The organism is Stenotrophomonas sp. 704A1 (genome assembly GCF_030549525.1).
GTDB lineage: Bacteria > Pseudomonadota > Gammaproteobacteria > Xanthomonadales > Xanthomonadaceae > Stenotrophomonas > Stenotrophomonas tuberculopleuritidis.
In genome coordinates this window covers 3,259,249-3,273,171 of record NZ_CP130831.1, presented here as the reverse complement: position 1 = coordinate 3,273,171, position 13,923 = coordinate 3,259,249, and the positions used below count along the sequence as shown (strand labels likewise).

At 66.3% G+C, this 13,923-nt stretch carries 7 protein-coding genes; 1 reads left to right on the top strand and 6 read right to left on the bottom strand.

The window, feature by feature from the left end; translation table 11 throughout:
* Nucleotides 1–44: 44 nt before the first annotated feature.
* Entirely contained in the window at nucleotides 45–1,631 is a 1,587-nt protein-coding gene (locus Q5Z10_RS15300) for a phytoene desaturase family protein (RefSeq protein ID WP_303636248.1), read from the bottom strand.
* A complete protein-coding gene (locus Q5Z10_RS15295; protein WP_303636247.1) occupies nucleotides 1,628–2,110 on the bottom strand; it encodes a VOC family protein in 483 nt (160 codons plus the stop codon). The genes Q5Z10_RS15300 and Q5Z10_RS15295 overlap by 4 nt, the downstream gene beginning before the upstream one ends.
* Nucleotides 2,111–2,160: 50 nt before the next feature.
* On the opposite strand from Q5Z10_RS15295, the gene Q5Z10_RS15290 reads away from it, so the two are divergent.
* Nucleotides 2,161–3,891, top strand: coding sequence for a saccharopine dehydrogenase family protein (locus Q5Z10_RS15290; RefSeq protein WP_303636246.1), 1,731 nt, complete (start codon nucleotides 2,161–2,163; stop codon nucleotides 3,889–3,891).
* A 121-nt stretch (nucleotides 3,892–4,012) separates the two neighbouring features.
* On the opposite strand, the gene Q5Z10_RS15285 is transcribed toward Q5Z10_RS15290, so the two are convergent.
* The 4 genes from Q5Z10_RS15285 to Q5Z10_RS15270 all read right to left on the bottom strand — a co-directional run bounded on the left by Q5Z10_RS15285 (nucleotide 4,013) and on the right by Q5Z10_RS15270 (nucleotide 13,798).
* A complete protein-coding gene (locus tag Q5Z10_RS15285) occupies nucleotides 4,013–6,019 on the bottom strand; it encodes a M13 family metallopeptidase (protein WP_303636245.1) in 2,007 nt (668 codons plus the stop codon).
* Nucleotides 6,020–6,437: 418 nt separating this feature from the next.
* On the bottom strand, nucleotides 6,438–8,537 hold the full coding sequence (locus Q5Z10_RS15280) for a M13 family metallopeptidase (RefSeq protein ID WP_303636244.1): 2,100 nt from the start codon (nucleotides 8,535–8,537) through the stop codon (nucleotides 6,438–6,440).
* Between the two features lie 187 nt (nucleotides 8,538–8,724).
* Nucleotides 8,725–11,586: a TonB-dependent receptor domain-containing protein gene (locus Q5Z10_RS15275; RefSeq protein WP_303636243.1), complete on the bottom strand. Its 2,862-nt coding sequence runs from the start codon at nucleotides 11,584–11,586 to the stop codon at nucleotides 8,725–8,727.
* A gap of 181 nt (nucleotides 11,587–11,767) precedes the next feature.
* Nucleotides 11,768–13,798, bottom strand: coding sequence for an alpha/beta hydrolase family protein (locus Q5Z10_RS15270; RefSeq protein ID WP_303636242.1), 2,031 nt, complete (start codon nucleotides 13,796–13,798; stop codon nucleotides 11,768–11,770).
* Nucleotides 13,799–13,923: the final 125 nt, after the last annotated feature.

Here is a 13,923-nt window from a genome sequence, read left to right as displayed (position 1 = left end):
GGAATCTGTGACGCGGCAGGTGCCGACCGTTGGCCGGCACACCTCTACAGATCCTGCAGCACCACCTGCGCCGCATTGTGGCCCGGCGCGCCGGTGACGCCGCCGCCGGGATGGGTGCCCGAGCCGCACAGGTACAGGCCGGGCAGGGCACCGCGATAGCCGGCCTGGCCGACCATCGGCCGTGCCGAGAACAGCTGGTTGGCACTGAGCGCGCCATGGAAGATATCGCCGCCGATCAGGCCGAAGGTGCGCTCCAGGTCCAGCGGTGACAGCACCTGCCGGCCAAGCACGCTGTCGGTGAAGCCGGGCGCATGGCGTTCGACGGTGGCGATCATCAGGTCGGCCACCTCATCCCGGTGATCATCCCAGTGCCGTCCGCCGGACAGCACCGGCGCCACGTGCTGGCAGAACAGGCTGGCCACATGCTGCCCGGGCGGCGCCAGCGAGTCGTCCAGCATGCTCGGGATCAGCATTTCCACGATCGGTTCGCGCGACCAGCCCTCGCGGCGCGCATCCAGCCAGGCGCGGTCCATGTAGTCCAGGCTGGGCGCCATGATGATGCCGGCAGCCAGGTGGTCACCCGGACCGGGCAGCGCGCGGAAATCCGGCAGCCGCGACAGTGCCACGTTCATCCGGAACGTGCCCGAGCCGCAGCGCCAGTTCGCCATCCGCTCGCGCGTTGGCTGCGGCACCTGTGCCGGTTCCAGCAGCTGCTGGTAGAGCAGCCTGGGATTGACGTTGGCGACCACGCTGCGCGCGTGCAGCGTCTCGCCGCCGGCAAGCTGCACACCCACGACGCGATCCTGTTCAACCTGCAGGCGCTGCACGCCGGCATCCACCCGCAGCTCGGCACCGGCCTCGCGCGCGGATGCGGCAATGGCCTGGCTGATCGCACCCATGCCACCGATGGCGTGGCCCCACGCGCCCTTGACCCCGTTGCACTGGCCGAACACGTGGTGCAGCAGCACGTACGCGCTGCCGGGTGTGTACGGGCTGGCGTAGTTGCCGACAATGCCGTCGAAGCCAAACAGGGCCTTGATCGGCTCGCTCTCGAACCAGCGGTCCAGGTATTCGGCGGCCGACAGGGTGAAGAGGTCCAGCAGTTCCTGCCGCAATGCAGGGTCAAGCACAGCCAGTTCGCGACCCAGCCGGCCCATCTGCCACAGCGCCGGCAGCGCACGCCAGCCGCCGCCCACGCCGAGATCGGGCGGCGCCCGCAGCGCCCAGGCGCGCAGCACGTCGGCGAAGATCTCAAGACGGGCTTCATAGGCGGGCAGCCTCTGCGCATCGCGCGCGGAGAACTTCGCCACTTCGGCCTGGGTGCGGCCCGGGGCCGCCAGCAGATAGCGGTCGTCAGGCAAGGGCAGGAAGTTGTTGACCGGCCGCGCAACGATGCGCAGCCCGTGCGCATGCAGTTGCAGGTCCTCGATCACTTTCGGCTGCAGCAGCGACACGGTGTACGAGGCCACCGAATTGCGGAAGCCCGGATGGAATTCCTCTGTGACCGCGGCACCGCCGAGCACGCCGCGGCGCTCCAGCACCAGTACCTTCTTCCCGGCGCGGGCCAGGTAGGCCGCACAGACCAGGCCGTTGTGGCCGCCGCCGACGATGATCGCGTCCCAGCGGCTCATCCGTTGCGGATGGCCGCTTCGATGGTGGCGATGTCGATCTTCTTCATCGGCATCATCGCGGTGAAGGCGCGCTTGGCCGCGGCCTTGTCGGCGCCGGTCACCGCATCCAGCAGCACGCGTGGGGTGATCTGCCAGGACACGCCCCAGCGATCCCTGCACCAGCCGCATTGGCTTTCCTGCCCACCGTTGTCGACGATCGCATTCCACAGGCGGTCGGTCTCGGCCTGGTCTTCGGTGGAGATCTGGAACGAAAACGCTTCGCTGTGCGTGAACGCCGGACCGCCGTTGAGACCGACGCAGGGAATACCGCAGACGGTGAACTCGACCGTCAGCACGTCCCCCTGCTTGCCATCGGGGTAGTCGCCGGGCGCGTGATGCACTGCGCTTACTTCGCTGTCGGGGAACGTCTTGGCATAGAACGTGGCGGCCTCCAGCGCACCGTTGTCGTACCAGACGCAGATGGTGTTCTTGTGAGCCATCGCAGCGCTCCGCAGTGGACGAAGCGGCAGCGATAGCATGGGGCGTGTTAATGCCGGATCGTGCTGCACTGCAGAAGCTGGCGGCGCCGCGCTACCATCAGGCAACGACACGACAGGGACGCGGCGTGAAGATCCTGGTGCTGGGGGGATATGGTGTGTTCGGCGGGCGCCTGGTGCACCTGCTGGCCGATCTGGCCGAGCTGGAGCTGCTGGTGGCAGGCCGTCATCTGCCGGCCGCGCAGGCCTTCTGCAGCCGCTACGAGGGGGCGTCGAGGCTGCGTCCGTTGCAGGTCGACCGGCAGCGCCTGGCGCCGGTCCTGCAGGCCGAGCGGCCGGATCTGGTGGTGGAAGCGTCCGGTCCCTTCCAGGCGTACGGAGCGCATCGCTATGGCGCAATCGAAGCCTGCATCGCGGCCGGCATCGACTATCTGGATTTCGCCGACGCGGCGGACTTCGTGTCCGGGGTATCCCGGTATGACGCCCAGGCCCGGGCAGCCGGCATCTACGTGCTGTCCGGGGTCAGCAGTTTTCCGGTGCTGACCGCCGCCGTGCTACGGCAGATGGCCGTGCACATGGACATCGTCAGCGTGGAAGGGGGCATTGCACCGTCGCCGTATGCAGGCATCGGCCTGAACGTCATGCGTGCGGTGGTGGGCTATGCCGGCTCGCCGGTGAAGCTGCGTCGTGGCGGTCGCGATGGGCATGGCATCGGCCTGGCCGAGAGCCGCCGCTTCACCGTCGCAGTGCCCGGCCGGTTGCCGCTGCGCAATCTGCATTTCTCGCTGGTGGAGGTGCCGGACCTGCAGGTACTGCCCCCCGAACATCCCACGATGACCGATATCTGGATGGGGGCAGGGCCGGTGCCGGAAGTGCTGCATCGCGTGCTGAACCTGCTGGCCAAGGCACGCCTGCATCTGAAGCTGCCGTCGCTTGAGCCCTGTTCGCGCCTGTTCTACCTGGTGCTGAACCTGATGAAATTCGGCGAGCATCGCGGCGGCATGATCGTACGCGCAACCGGGGTGCGCGATGGCGTTCCGATGCAGCAGAGCTGGCATCTGCTGGCCGAAGCCGATGACGGCCCCTACATTCCGTCGATGGCGATCGAAGCGGTGATCCGCAGGCAGCTGGCCGGGGATCGCCCGGCGCCGGGCGCGCGCGCGGCGACCCATGCGCTGGAGTTGCGCGACTACGACCGGCTGTTCGAAGGCCGCACCATCGTCACCGGGTTCCGCCGCGACATGCCCGGCGCCAGCCTGTACCAGCGCGTGCTGGGCGATGCCTACGCACGATTGCCGGCCTGCGTGCAGGCGCTGCACGCGCCGTCTGCAGCCCAGCGCTGGAGCGGCATTGCATCGGTTGAACGTGGTAGCGGGTTGCTGTCGCGGCTGCTGGGGAAGGTGTTCGGTTTTCCGGCAGCGGGCGAGGACGTGCCGGTCAGCGTCGAGTTCGCGCCGGAAGCCGGGGGCGAACGCTGGACGCGCACGTTCGCCGGCCGCCGGTTCTCGTCGCTGCAGACCGAAGGGACGGGCCGCAACGAGGCGCTGCTGGTCGAGCGCTTTGGCAGGGTGTCGGTGGCGTTGGCGCTGCTGGTCGAAGGCGGGCGTCTGCAGCTGGTACCGCGGCGCTGGTCACTGCTGGGCATTCCGTTGCCGCGTTGCCTGCTGCCGGGAGACAACAGTTTCGAGAGCGAGGTGGACGGGCAGTTCGTGTTCGACGTGGAGATCGGTGCGCCGCTGGTGGGGCGGATCGTGCACTACCGGGGGAGGTTGCGGCCGGAATGAGCGCTGCCGCGGGATGGCCTGGAGCGATGTGCCGGGGTGGATCCACGCCAAGCGTGGATGCGACGCCAACAGAAAAGGGCGCCATGAAGGCGCCCTTTCCATGACCGCTCCGGCGTGAACCTCAGCGCCAGACCTTGATCTGTTCCGCGTCGGTGCGCTGCATCGGCTGGCCCGGCTTGCAGCTGAAGCTGGCGCCGAAGGACGGCAGATTCGACAGCGGGCCGTTGGTGCGCCAGCGACCCGGAGCACGGATGTCGGCGGTCAGCCGGCGTGCGGCCTCGTTCGGCGACAGCTGCTGCGGCCACAGCGCGGCCCAGGCGCGGAAGAAGCCCTGCTGCTGCGCCGGCTTCGCCTTCGGTTCCTGCGCGGTGTAAGCGGCCCAGGCCAGTTCCAGGCCGGCGATGTCGGCCAGGTTCTCTTCCTGGGTGAGCGTGCCGTTGACCTTGGCGCCCTTGACCCCCGGGAACTCGTAGGCGCCGTACTGGGTGGCCACGCGGGTGCCCAGCAGGGTCCAGGCGGTCTTGTCGGCCGGCGTCCACCAGCTGCGCAGTTCGCCCTTGGCATCCACCAGCGCGCCCTTGGCATCGATCGCGCGGGTCAGTTCATGGCCGACCAGGCCACCGAAGCTGCCGAACTTGTCAGCGGCGTCGGCCTTGGCGTTGAACACCGGGCCCTGCAGGATTGCTGCAGTGACGATCAGCCGGTTCTGCGCCAGGTCGTAGGCCAGCGACGGCTGCTGCGGCAGCACGTCCCAGCGACGATCGGCATTGCCCTTGCCGATGCGCTTCATTTCCTCGCGGTGGCGCCAGGTCGAGGCGATCAGCATGTTGCCGCCGAACGAGCCACGGCCCATCGGCTGCACGCTGTAATCCAGGTCGCGCAGCGGCGTGCCGATCTCGATCTTCAGCGCGGCCAGCTTGGCCTGCGCTTCGGTCTTGGCCTCTGCGCTCATCCAGCTGCTGTTCTTGACCGCCTCGATCTGCACTTCGCGCACCTTGTCGACGATCCACGCCGCCTGGCGGCGGTCTTCGGCCGACAGGTGACGGGCGGCGTACTCGCGGCCGACCATCGGGCCAGCGGCCACGTTGATGGCATCCAGCACGCTTTCCCAACGCGGCGGCGGCAGGGTTTCACCGCGCAGCACACGGCCGCGGAACTCGAACTCGGCGTCGCGGTAGGCCTTGGACAGGTACGGCGCCATCGAGTCACCCACCCGCCAGCGCAGGTACGCCTTCCACTGGTCGGGCTTGAGCTTGGTGACCATGCCATCGAGCTGCTTGAACAGCGCCGGATCGGCCAGCGAGACCAGGTCGTCGTTGACACCCTGTGCCTTCAGGAACGCATCCAGCTGCAGGTTGCGATAGCGGCTGTTGAGGTCCTTGGTGGAGATCGGGGCGTAGTTGTTGAACGGGTTGTTGATGCCGGCCAGCGACTGCGCATTGCGGGCCAGCTCGGTCTCCAGCGCGATCACCGCCTGCGATTCGGCATCCAGCTTGGCCGCCGGGGTGCCGGTCAGTGCCAGGATCTGCTTGACGTAGTTGCGGTAGCGACCCATCAGCGCAACGGTGTCGGCATCGGTGCGGGTGTAGAAGGCCGGATCGGGCAGGCCCATGCCGCCCTGCATGAAGTAGCCGATATGGCGGTCGAGTGCCTTCAGGTCGACATCCGGACCGAAGTTGAAGGCGACCGGGATGCCGACCTGGTGCAGCGCGGCGATCGAGGCCGGCACATCCTTGGCCTTCTTGATCGCATTGATGCGGGTCAGCAGCGGCGCGATCGGATTGGAGCCATCGGCCTCCACTGCCGCTTCGTCCAGGCCGCTGGCCCAGAAGTCGCCCAGCAGCTTCTGCACGTTGCCCTGCGGGGCCTTCATCGAGGCATCCAGCAGTTCGCGCTGCTGCTGGCGGCTGCGCTCGACCAGCTGGCCCAGCGCGGTGGCGGCGCCGGTCTGCGGCACCGGATTGGCCTTCAGCCAGCCGGCGTTGGTGGCGTCGTAGAAGTCGCTGCACTGGGCGCTGACGGCCGGGGCGCGCGCGGCCTTCTTCTTGGCGGCAAACGCATCGTGGGTCGGGACCAGGGTCGCCAGGCTGATGCCCAGGGCGACGGCAAGCGGACGGAAGTTGGGCATGTGGAACGAATCCGTGATGGATTGAGGGCGGGCGAACTATAGCAAGCCGTGCATGGGCGCGGCATGCATGCATCACGCGGGATCCGCCGGGCATGGCCCGGCGCTACCGGGGATGACGGCGTGCGTGCATCGCGTGGGATCCGCCGGGCATGGCCCGGCGCTACCGGGAATGACGGCATGCATGCATCGTGTGGGATCCGCCGGGCATGGCCCGGCGCTACCGGGGATGACGGCATGCATGCATCACGCGGGATCCGCCGGGCATGGCCCGGCGCTACCGGGAATGACGGCATGCATGCATCACGTGGGATCCGCCGGGCATGGCCCGGCGCTACCGGGGATGACGGCGTGGGCGCTGCAAGCGCGAAGGCCCGGGATTCCCGGGCCTTCGCTGGTGAAACGGTAGTTCAGGCAGGACTTACCAGATCACGACCTGCTGATCGCCGCTGCGGGCCATCGGCGAACCGGCCTTGCACTGGAACGCGGCGGCGAAGGTCGGCAGGTTCGACGGCGCGCCCATGGCACGGAACTGCGCCGGTGCATGCGGGTCGGTGGCCAGGCGGACCTTGGCGTTTTCCGGGGTGTACTTGGTGCGCCACACGGTGGCCCAGTTGAAGAAGAAGCGCTGGTCGCGGGTGAGGCCGTCGATCTTCGCGTCTTCCTTGCCGGCCGAGGCCTTCTGCAGCGCGTCGTAGGCGGTGGCCAGGCCACCCAGGTCGGCGATGTTCTCGCCCAGGGTCAGCTTGCCGTTCACCGCCTGGCCGTCCACCTTGTACTGGTCGAACTGCTTGACCAGCTTGCCGGTCAGCCCTGCGAAGTTCTTCGAATCGGCTTCGGTCCACCAGTTCTCGAAGTTGCCGGTCGGCCCGAAGCGGCTGCCCTGGTCGTCGTAACCGTGGGTCATTTCGTGGCCGATGACCGCGCCGATGCCGCCGTAGTTCAGTGCGTCGTCGGCCTTCGGGTCGAAGAACGGCGGCTGCAGGATGGCGGCCGGGAACACGATCTCGTTCTGCAGCGGGTTGTAATAGGCGTTGACCGTCTGCGGGGTCATGCCCCACTCGGACTTGTCCACCGGCTTGCCGATCTTGGACAGGTTGTACTGGTAATTGAACGCGGTGGCCGCGCGCACGTTGCCCAGGTAGCTGTCACGGTTGGTCTGCAGGCCCGACCAGTCGCGCCACTTGTCCGGGTAGCCGATCTTCGGGGTGAAGGTTTCCCACTTGGCGATGGCCTTGGCCTTGGTTTCATCGCTCATCCAGGTCAGCCCCTGGATGCGTTCCTTCAGCGATGCGGCCAGGTTCTTCACCAGGTCTTCCATCTTCGCCTTGGCTTCCGGCGAGAAGGCCACCTTCACGTACAGCTGGCCGAAGGCTTCGCCGGCATCGCTTTCGATGGTGCCCAGCACGCGCTTCCAGCGCGGCTTCTGTTCCTTCTGGCCGTTCAGGGTCTTGCCGTAGAACTCGTAGTTCTCCTGCACGAAGGCATCGGCCAGGTAGGGCGAGGCACCATCGACGGTGTGGAAGCGCAGATAGGCGCGCCAGATCGACGGATCGGTATCGGCCAGGGCCTTGCTCACTTCCTGGTGGAAGGTCGGGATGGCCAGCGAGAACTTCTCCGGCGCGGCGACGTTCTGCGACTTGAAGAACTCGCTCCAGCTGAAGTTCGGGGTCAGCGCATCGGCCTCGGCCAGGGTGACCGGGTGGTAGAACAGCGAGACATCGCGCGACAGTTCTTCGCTCGACTTGGACGCCTTGGCCAGGCGGGTTTCGAACTTGACCACGTCCTCGGCCTGCTTGGCCGCATCGGCCGCGGCCACGCCGGACAGCTCCAGCACCTTGGCCACGTGGGCCTGGTAGGCCTTCAGCTTGTCGGCGTTCTTGGCGTCGGTGTAGTAGGTGGTATCGGGCAGGCCCAGGCCGCCCTGGCTGGCGTAGGCCATGTTCATGGCCGAGTTCTTGAAGTCGGCTTCGGCGCCGAAGCCGAACAGCACGTTCTCGCCCTTGGCTGCGCTGCTGCGCAGGTAGTTGGCGATGGCGGCCTTGTCCTGCAGGCCATCGATGGCGGCCAGGTCGGCCTTCAGCGGCTCGATGCCCTGGGCATTGATCCTGGCTTCGTCCATGCCGGTGGCCCACAGGTCGCCGACCACCTTTTCAATGTGGTCCGGGCTCTTCACCTTTGCCACCTGCTCGACCAGCTGGTGCTGCACGGCCACCGAACGCTCGTCGAGGATGGTGAACGCGCCCCAGCTGGTGCGGTCGCCCGGAATTTCGTTGGCGGCCAGCCACTTGCCGTTGACGTAGTCACCGAAGGCGGTGCAGGCGTCCTTGCTGGCGTCCAGATCGTTGGCGTGGAAGGCGTTGTAGGCCGGCAGCTTGCTCTCGTCCAGCGAATAGGTGGTGGCGGCCGCGGCCGGCGTGGAGGCGGTGGCATCCTTTGCCGGGGTTTCGTTCTTGCCGCAACCGACCAGCGCGGCCGAAACGGCCAGGGTCAGCAGCACGATCTTGGGAGTACGGGTCACTTGAATGGCCTCCAGGCCGAGTGAGTCAGGGAAGGGCCGGGGGACGGCCGTGGGCCGAACAATACGCCGCTGGCCCGGACTGCAAGGGTGTCGAAGGTCATGGCCGGACGCAAGGGCACGGCCCGGCGCCGGAAAAGACAGACCCGGCAAAAGCCGGGTCTGTCGGGGTGCTGCGGTTGCTACCGGATCAGAACTTGTACTTCAGGCGCACGAACGGGGTGCGGCCGTAGTAGTCGTACTGGGTGGCGAACGGGTGGGTGTTGCCGTAGCGCGAGGAGTAGACGCTGCTGGAGATCAGCGGCGGCTTGGCGTCGAACACGTTGGAGACACCGACCAGGATCTGCCAGTCTGCCTGCTCGTAGCTCAGCGAAGCAGTGTGATACCAGCGGCTGCCTGCGGTGATGTCGCGGTACGAGTTCGAACGGCCCTGGTAGGTGAAGGTTTCCAGCAGGTCCGGATCCTGGGTCGACGCGATGTACTGGGTCATCCAGTTGTAGGTCCAGTCGCCGCGCTCCAGGCTCAGGCCCAGGTTGCCGACCAGGTCCGGGCGACCGAAATCACCCAGCTGATCGGACGAGGACAGGCCGCTGGCCGCTGCGCTGTCGAACAGTTCGGCGGTGTCTTCGACGGTGTAGGTGACCTGCGAATCCAGCGAGAACTTGCCGAAGCTGAACTCGTGTTCCCAGTTCAGGGTCAGGTCCCAACCGCGGGTACGCTGGCGATTGATGTTCAGGTACTGCGCGTACACCTCGGTGATCATGTTCGCGTTGGTGCCCGAATTCGGGTTGCGGCGCATCAGGTCGCAGTACCGGTTCGGGTAGGTCGTCGACTCGTAGCAGCCTTCCAGGATGGAGGCCGCACTCAGCGCGGTGATCTGGTCGCTGACTTCGTAATCGAAGTAGTCGATGGCGATGCTCAGGTCGGCGAACTCCGGAGTGAACACCAGGCCCACGCTGCGCGCACGCGAGGTTTCCGGCTTCAGATCACCGCCGGCGCCGCCACGGGTGAACACGGTGGCGCTGCTGTTGCCTGCCGCGGTGTAGTCGCCCGGAATGCCGGCAGCGGCGCAGTTGGCAGCAGCATTGCTGTTGTTGCCTTCCGCCCAGCGGATGCACGGATCGATGGCGGTCTGCGCCTGGAAGCCGGTCTGGTTGCCCAGATACAGCTCGTACAGGCCCGGGGCACGGTAGGAGGTGCCGATGGTGCCGCGCAGACGCAGCGACGGGATGATCTGCCAGTTGACGCCGAACTTCCACACCTTGTCCGACCCGGACACGGTGTCGTACTTGAAGATGCGGCCCGAACCGTTCAGCGACAGCGATTCGAAGCCCGGAACGCCCTTGATGAGCGGCACGTCCAGCTCGACGAAGGCTTCCTTCACCTTCTCATCGCCCTTGGTGCGACCCGCGGTGGTCGAACCCCAGATGTCGGCAAAATCGGCACCCGGCTGGTCGTCGATCTTGTAGTTGCGGTACTCGACACCGACGGCGGAAGCCACGGCACCGGCCGGAAGATCGAACAGCTCACCGCTGAACACGGCATTGACCGTGGTCTGATCGTAGGTGGTCTTGCCCTTGGCCCAGACGCCGAGGATCGAGACCAGCTCGTCGACCTTCGAGCCATTCAGATAGCCCGGATCGAAGTAGTTCGCCGCCGCAGTGCCGGTGCCCGGGCGGCCGATGTCGCCGCTGATCGAGTTGCGGATGCCGAGGTTGCTGTACTTGCCGCTGGAGTGGCTGTAGTTGGCGTTGACTTCCCAGCCCCAGGTGCTGCTGCCGAAGCCACCATCGAACTTGTTGGCTAAGTAGTAGTAATCCACTTCGGTCTCGGACGCAGACTTGAACGGCAGCACCGGCTGGGCGCGGGTGGTGGTGCCCGGGATCAGCACGGTCGGGAAGAACTGGCGCCAGGCGAAGTTGTCGGTGGTGCGGTTGTTGTACAGGAACTGGGTCTTCCAGTTGAACGCATCGAAGCCGAAATCAGTGGCGAAGTAGACCGTCTTGCGCTCCTGGCGGTTGATGATCTGGCTCTTGCCATAGGCCGGGAAGTTGTACGGTTCCTGGTAGGTCGCCAGCGGGTTGCCGTTGGCATAGGTCTGGTTCACGCGCGGACGGTAGCCCGGGAACGGCCCCACCGTGCTGCCATCGGCGCTGGGCACGTAACGGACGGCGCCGACGTCGATGACGTTGTGCAGCATGTTCTGGCAGTTGGCCAGATTGGTGCCGGCCAGGATCGAACGGTCAACGCGGTCGATGCGGTTGCCCTGGTCATCCCAGACGATGTCTTCGGCGCACTTGAAGAAATCGCGGTCGCCGCGGGTCAGCTCGTTCTGGCGATACCACTCCACGGCCGCGACGATGCTGCCGTTGTCGAAGTTCCAGCCGTTGGCCAGCGACGCGGAGAACACCTCGCCGCCGCCCTCGGTGGGGACACGCCCGCTGACGGTCAGCTCGGGACGTTCGAAGTTCTTCTTGGTGATCAGGTTGACCACACCGGCCACAGCGTCGGAGCCGTAGATCGAGGACGAGCCGTCCTTCACGATCTCCGCGCGCTGCAGGACTGCGGTGGGCAGCACGTTCAGGTCGAATGCACCGACCGCGCCGCGGGTACCGGCCGGGCCCGGACGCTGGCCATCGAGCAGGATCAGCGTGCGGTTCGCACCCAGGCCGCGCAGCGAGAAGGTCTGCACGCCGGTACCACCGTTGGTGGTGAAGCCGCCGAACTGGTTGGTGATCTGCGTTTCGGCGGCACCGATGGCCGACTTCTGCAGGAACTCGCTGACGCTGGTCTGGCCCTGGGCCGCGTTGCGTTCGGTGTCGATGGTGAACACCGGCGAGGTGGTCTCGTAGTCGGCGCGACGGATCAGGGAGCCGGTGACGGTGACCTTGTCAAGATCGGTGGCCTTTTTCTCGCTGCTCGAGGCGCTTGACGCCGCCGCTTCCTGGCGAGTGGATTCCTGTGCCAGCACCGGTGCTGCCTGCAGGCAGGCAATGACTGCCAGAGCGAGCGGCAGGCGGCTTGGCGAAATGTGGCGAATTGAGTTGCGCATCGTGCAGATCCCCCATTTGTTATGCGTTGGTTAATGGAGTGTATGGGTGGAGTAAATTTAATGCAACATGAATGATGTCGTTCTGTAACTGTATGTTGCTAATAGAAAATTCAGGTTCTGGGCGAAAAAAAACCGCCGGCAGGCCGGCGGTTCTGGGGGTGAGCGAGTCGGAAATGGCAGGTCAGAGGCCGCCGGGTCCGCACTCCTTGGCCAGGAAGTCGGACATCAGGGGAAGCGTGGTACGGATATGGGAGGGGTACCAGGGCATGCTGTGGGGCATGTCCGGAATCAGCGCGAACCTGGCGGGGACCTTGCCCTGCACCGCGTTGTAGAACGATCGGGCATGGAACGCGGGCGTGCGCACGTCGCGGTCGCCCACATAGAGCAGCACCGGGATGTTGGCCTTGTCGGTGTTCTGGATGGGATCCATGCCCTTGACCGTCTGCCCCTGCAGGATGCGCTGCAGCCGATTCTCGCTCCAGGTCATGCCGACCCGGCCCAGGTCGGTGACCGGAGCGCCGGCAATGGCGCACTGGAACGGCGATGGGCCGCGCACCGTGGCCGCCGCCGCTGCAAAGCCGCCATAGGAATAGCCGAAGATCGCAACGCGATCCTTGCCGGCAATGCCCTGCTGGACCAGCCAGGCCGCAGCATCGTCGTTGTCGTCCTGCATGCTCAGGCCCCACTGCCGGTCGCCCGCGATCCAGTGGTCACGGCCGAACCCGGTCGAGCCACGGTACTGCGGGCGTATCACCGCGTAACCGCGCGAGGTGAAGTAGGGCACCCAGCCGGACACGTCCCAGCCGGCATGATCGCGGGACCATGGGCCGCCATGCGGATGGACCAGTGCGGGCAGCGCCGGGTCGCCGTCCTTCCAGCCGGCCGGCAGGTCAAGCAGGGCCGGAATCCTGCGGCCATCGCGCGCGGTGTACGTGACCCAGCGCTGCTCGCCGATCTGCTTGCCGTCGATCCACGGTCGCTCGCTTCCCAGCGTGGTGACCTTGGAGCGGTCGCCCAGCACGTAATAGGTGGTCGGCGAGCTTGCGCTGTTGGTGGAGAACAGCACGCGCGAAAGGTCGTCGTTGTAACCGGAGATGGCGACGTACTTGCCCGGGTAGGCCTGTTTCAGGCCCTCGTAGAGCGCCTTCATCTGCGGGTCGACATACACGGCCTCACGTCGTGGCCCATCCACGTAGAACCCCAGCACCTGGTTGAAGTTGCCTGGCTTGGTGCCGAGGATCAGTCCGCCGATCGGGTACAGCGGGTGCGCGGCCAGCGGTTCGTTGTCGAAGGTGCGGGTGGCTGGATCGTACAGCCGTGCCTGCACCTGTTCGGAAAACCTGTCGGTGAGGATGTAGAGCTTGCCGGTCTGGTCGTCGATGCCCGCCACGTCCATCGTGTAGCGTTCGCTGAGCCTGGTGGTCAGCGGATCGTGCTTTTCGAACTTTCCGCTCGACCTGTCCTTGATCAGGATCTGCTGCTCGTACTCGTTGGTACCGGCCGGCTCGATCTGGGTACGGGTAAGGAGCTCGCCGTTGCGCGGGTGGAAGAGTCCGGGCGTCGAGCGCGCATCGCCGCGGAACAGCAGTTCGGTCTGCCCGGTCTTGAGGTTGAACAGGTAGTAGCTTGCCGAGAACGTCGACTGGTTGATCTGGGAAATGATCACCCGGTCGGGGTCCAGCGGCAGCGAATGCACCAGCGACGCCGACCCGGCAAGTTCCAGGCAGCGCTGGGTCTGCTCGCTGATGCCGAGCTTGCGCGAATTGTCCGCGAACGCCTCGTCGAACGTGGTCTGCGAGGTATCGGTCAGGTAGGCCTTGGCGAGAAAGGTCTTGGTGGAGCCCACGGCATTGCCTTCACCGCAGCCGGCCAGCTGCGCGGTCAGTTCCTGGCGGCCGATCACCAGGCTGCGCCCGGCCTTGAGCGCACTGGCCGCAATGAACTTCATGCGGTCCCCGGACGGGGTGATGGCCACCGGGCCCGCACCCAGGTTGTCGAGGTTCCAGTTGGCCAGGGCGGTATCGCCGTTGTCACTGCCGGGGGCGGCGATGATCGCCACCAGCTGCTTGCCGTCGGGGCTCATCGTGACCGACTGGATGGCAGGAATCCTGGCGAAGTCGTCCACCGGCAACGGGGTGGCCAGGGCCTGGCCGGTGGCGAGGGCGAGCAGGGTGGTGGCGAGGCCCACGCGGGCCGGACGGGCACGTCTCATGTTCAGGCAATCCTTGGCTGCTGTGCTGGAAGATGAGCCGAAGATGAACGAAGGCCCGGTTATCGTCAACTCGGCGTGAAAAGCGCGATGTCCGGATCCGTAAACGAAGAGACCCCGCCGAAGCG

Coding starts and splice junctions, on each gene's coding strand:
- Q5Z10_RS15285 (WP_303636245.1), bottom strand. CDS start 6,019: ATGCCCAACTTCCGTCCGCTTGCCGTCGCCCTGGGCATCAGCCTGGCG.
- Q5Z10_RS15300 (WP_303636248.1), bottom strand. CDS start 1,631: ATGAGCCGCTGGGACGCGATCATCGTCGGCGGCGGCCACAACGGCCTG.
- Q5Z10_RS15270 (WP_303636242.1), bottom strand. CDS start 13,798: ATGAGACGTGCCCGTCCGGCCCGCGTGGGCCTCGCCACCACCCTGCTC.
- Q5Z10_RS15290 (WP_303636246.1), top strand. CDS start 2,161: ATGCCGGATCGTGCTGCACTGCAGAAGCTGGCGGCGCCGCGCTACCAT.
- Q5Z10_RS15275 (WP_303636243.1), bottom strand. CDS start 11,586: ATGCGCAACTCAATTCGCCACATTTCGCCAAGCCGCCTGCCGCTCGCT.
- Q5Z10_RS15295 (WP_303636247.1), bottom strand. CDS start 2,110: ATGGCTCACAAGAACACCATCTGCGTCTGGTACGACAACGGTGCGCTG.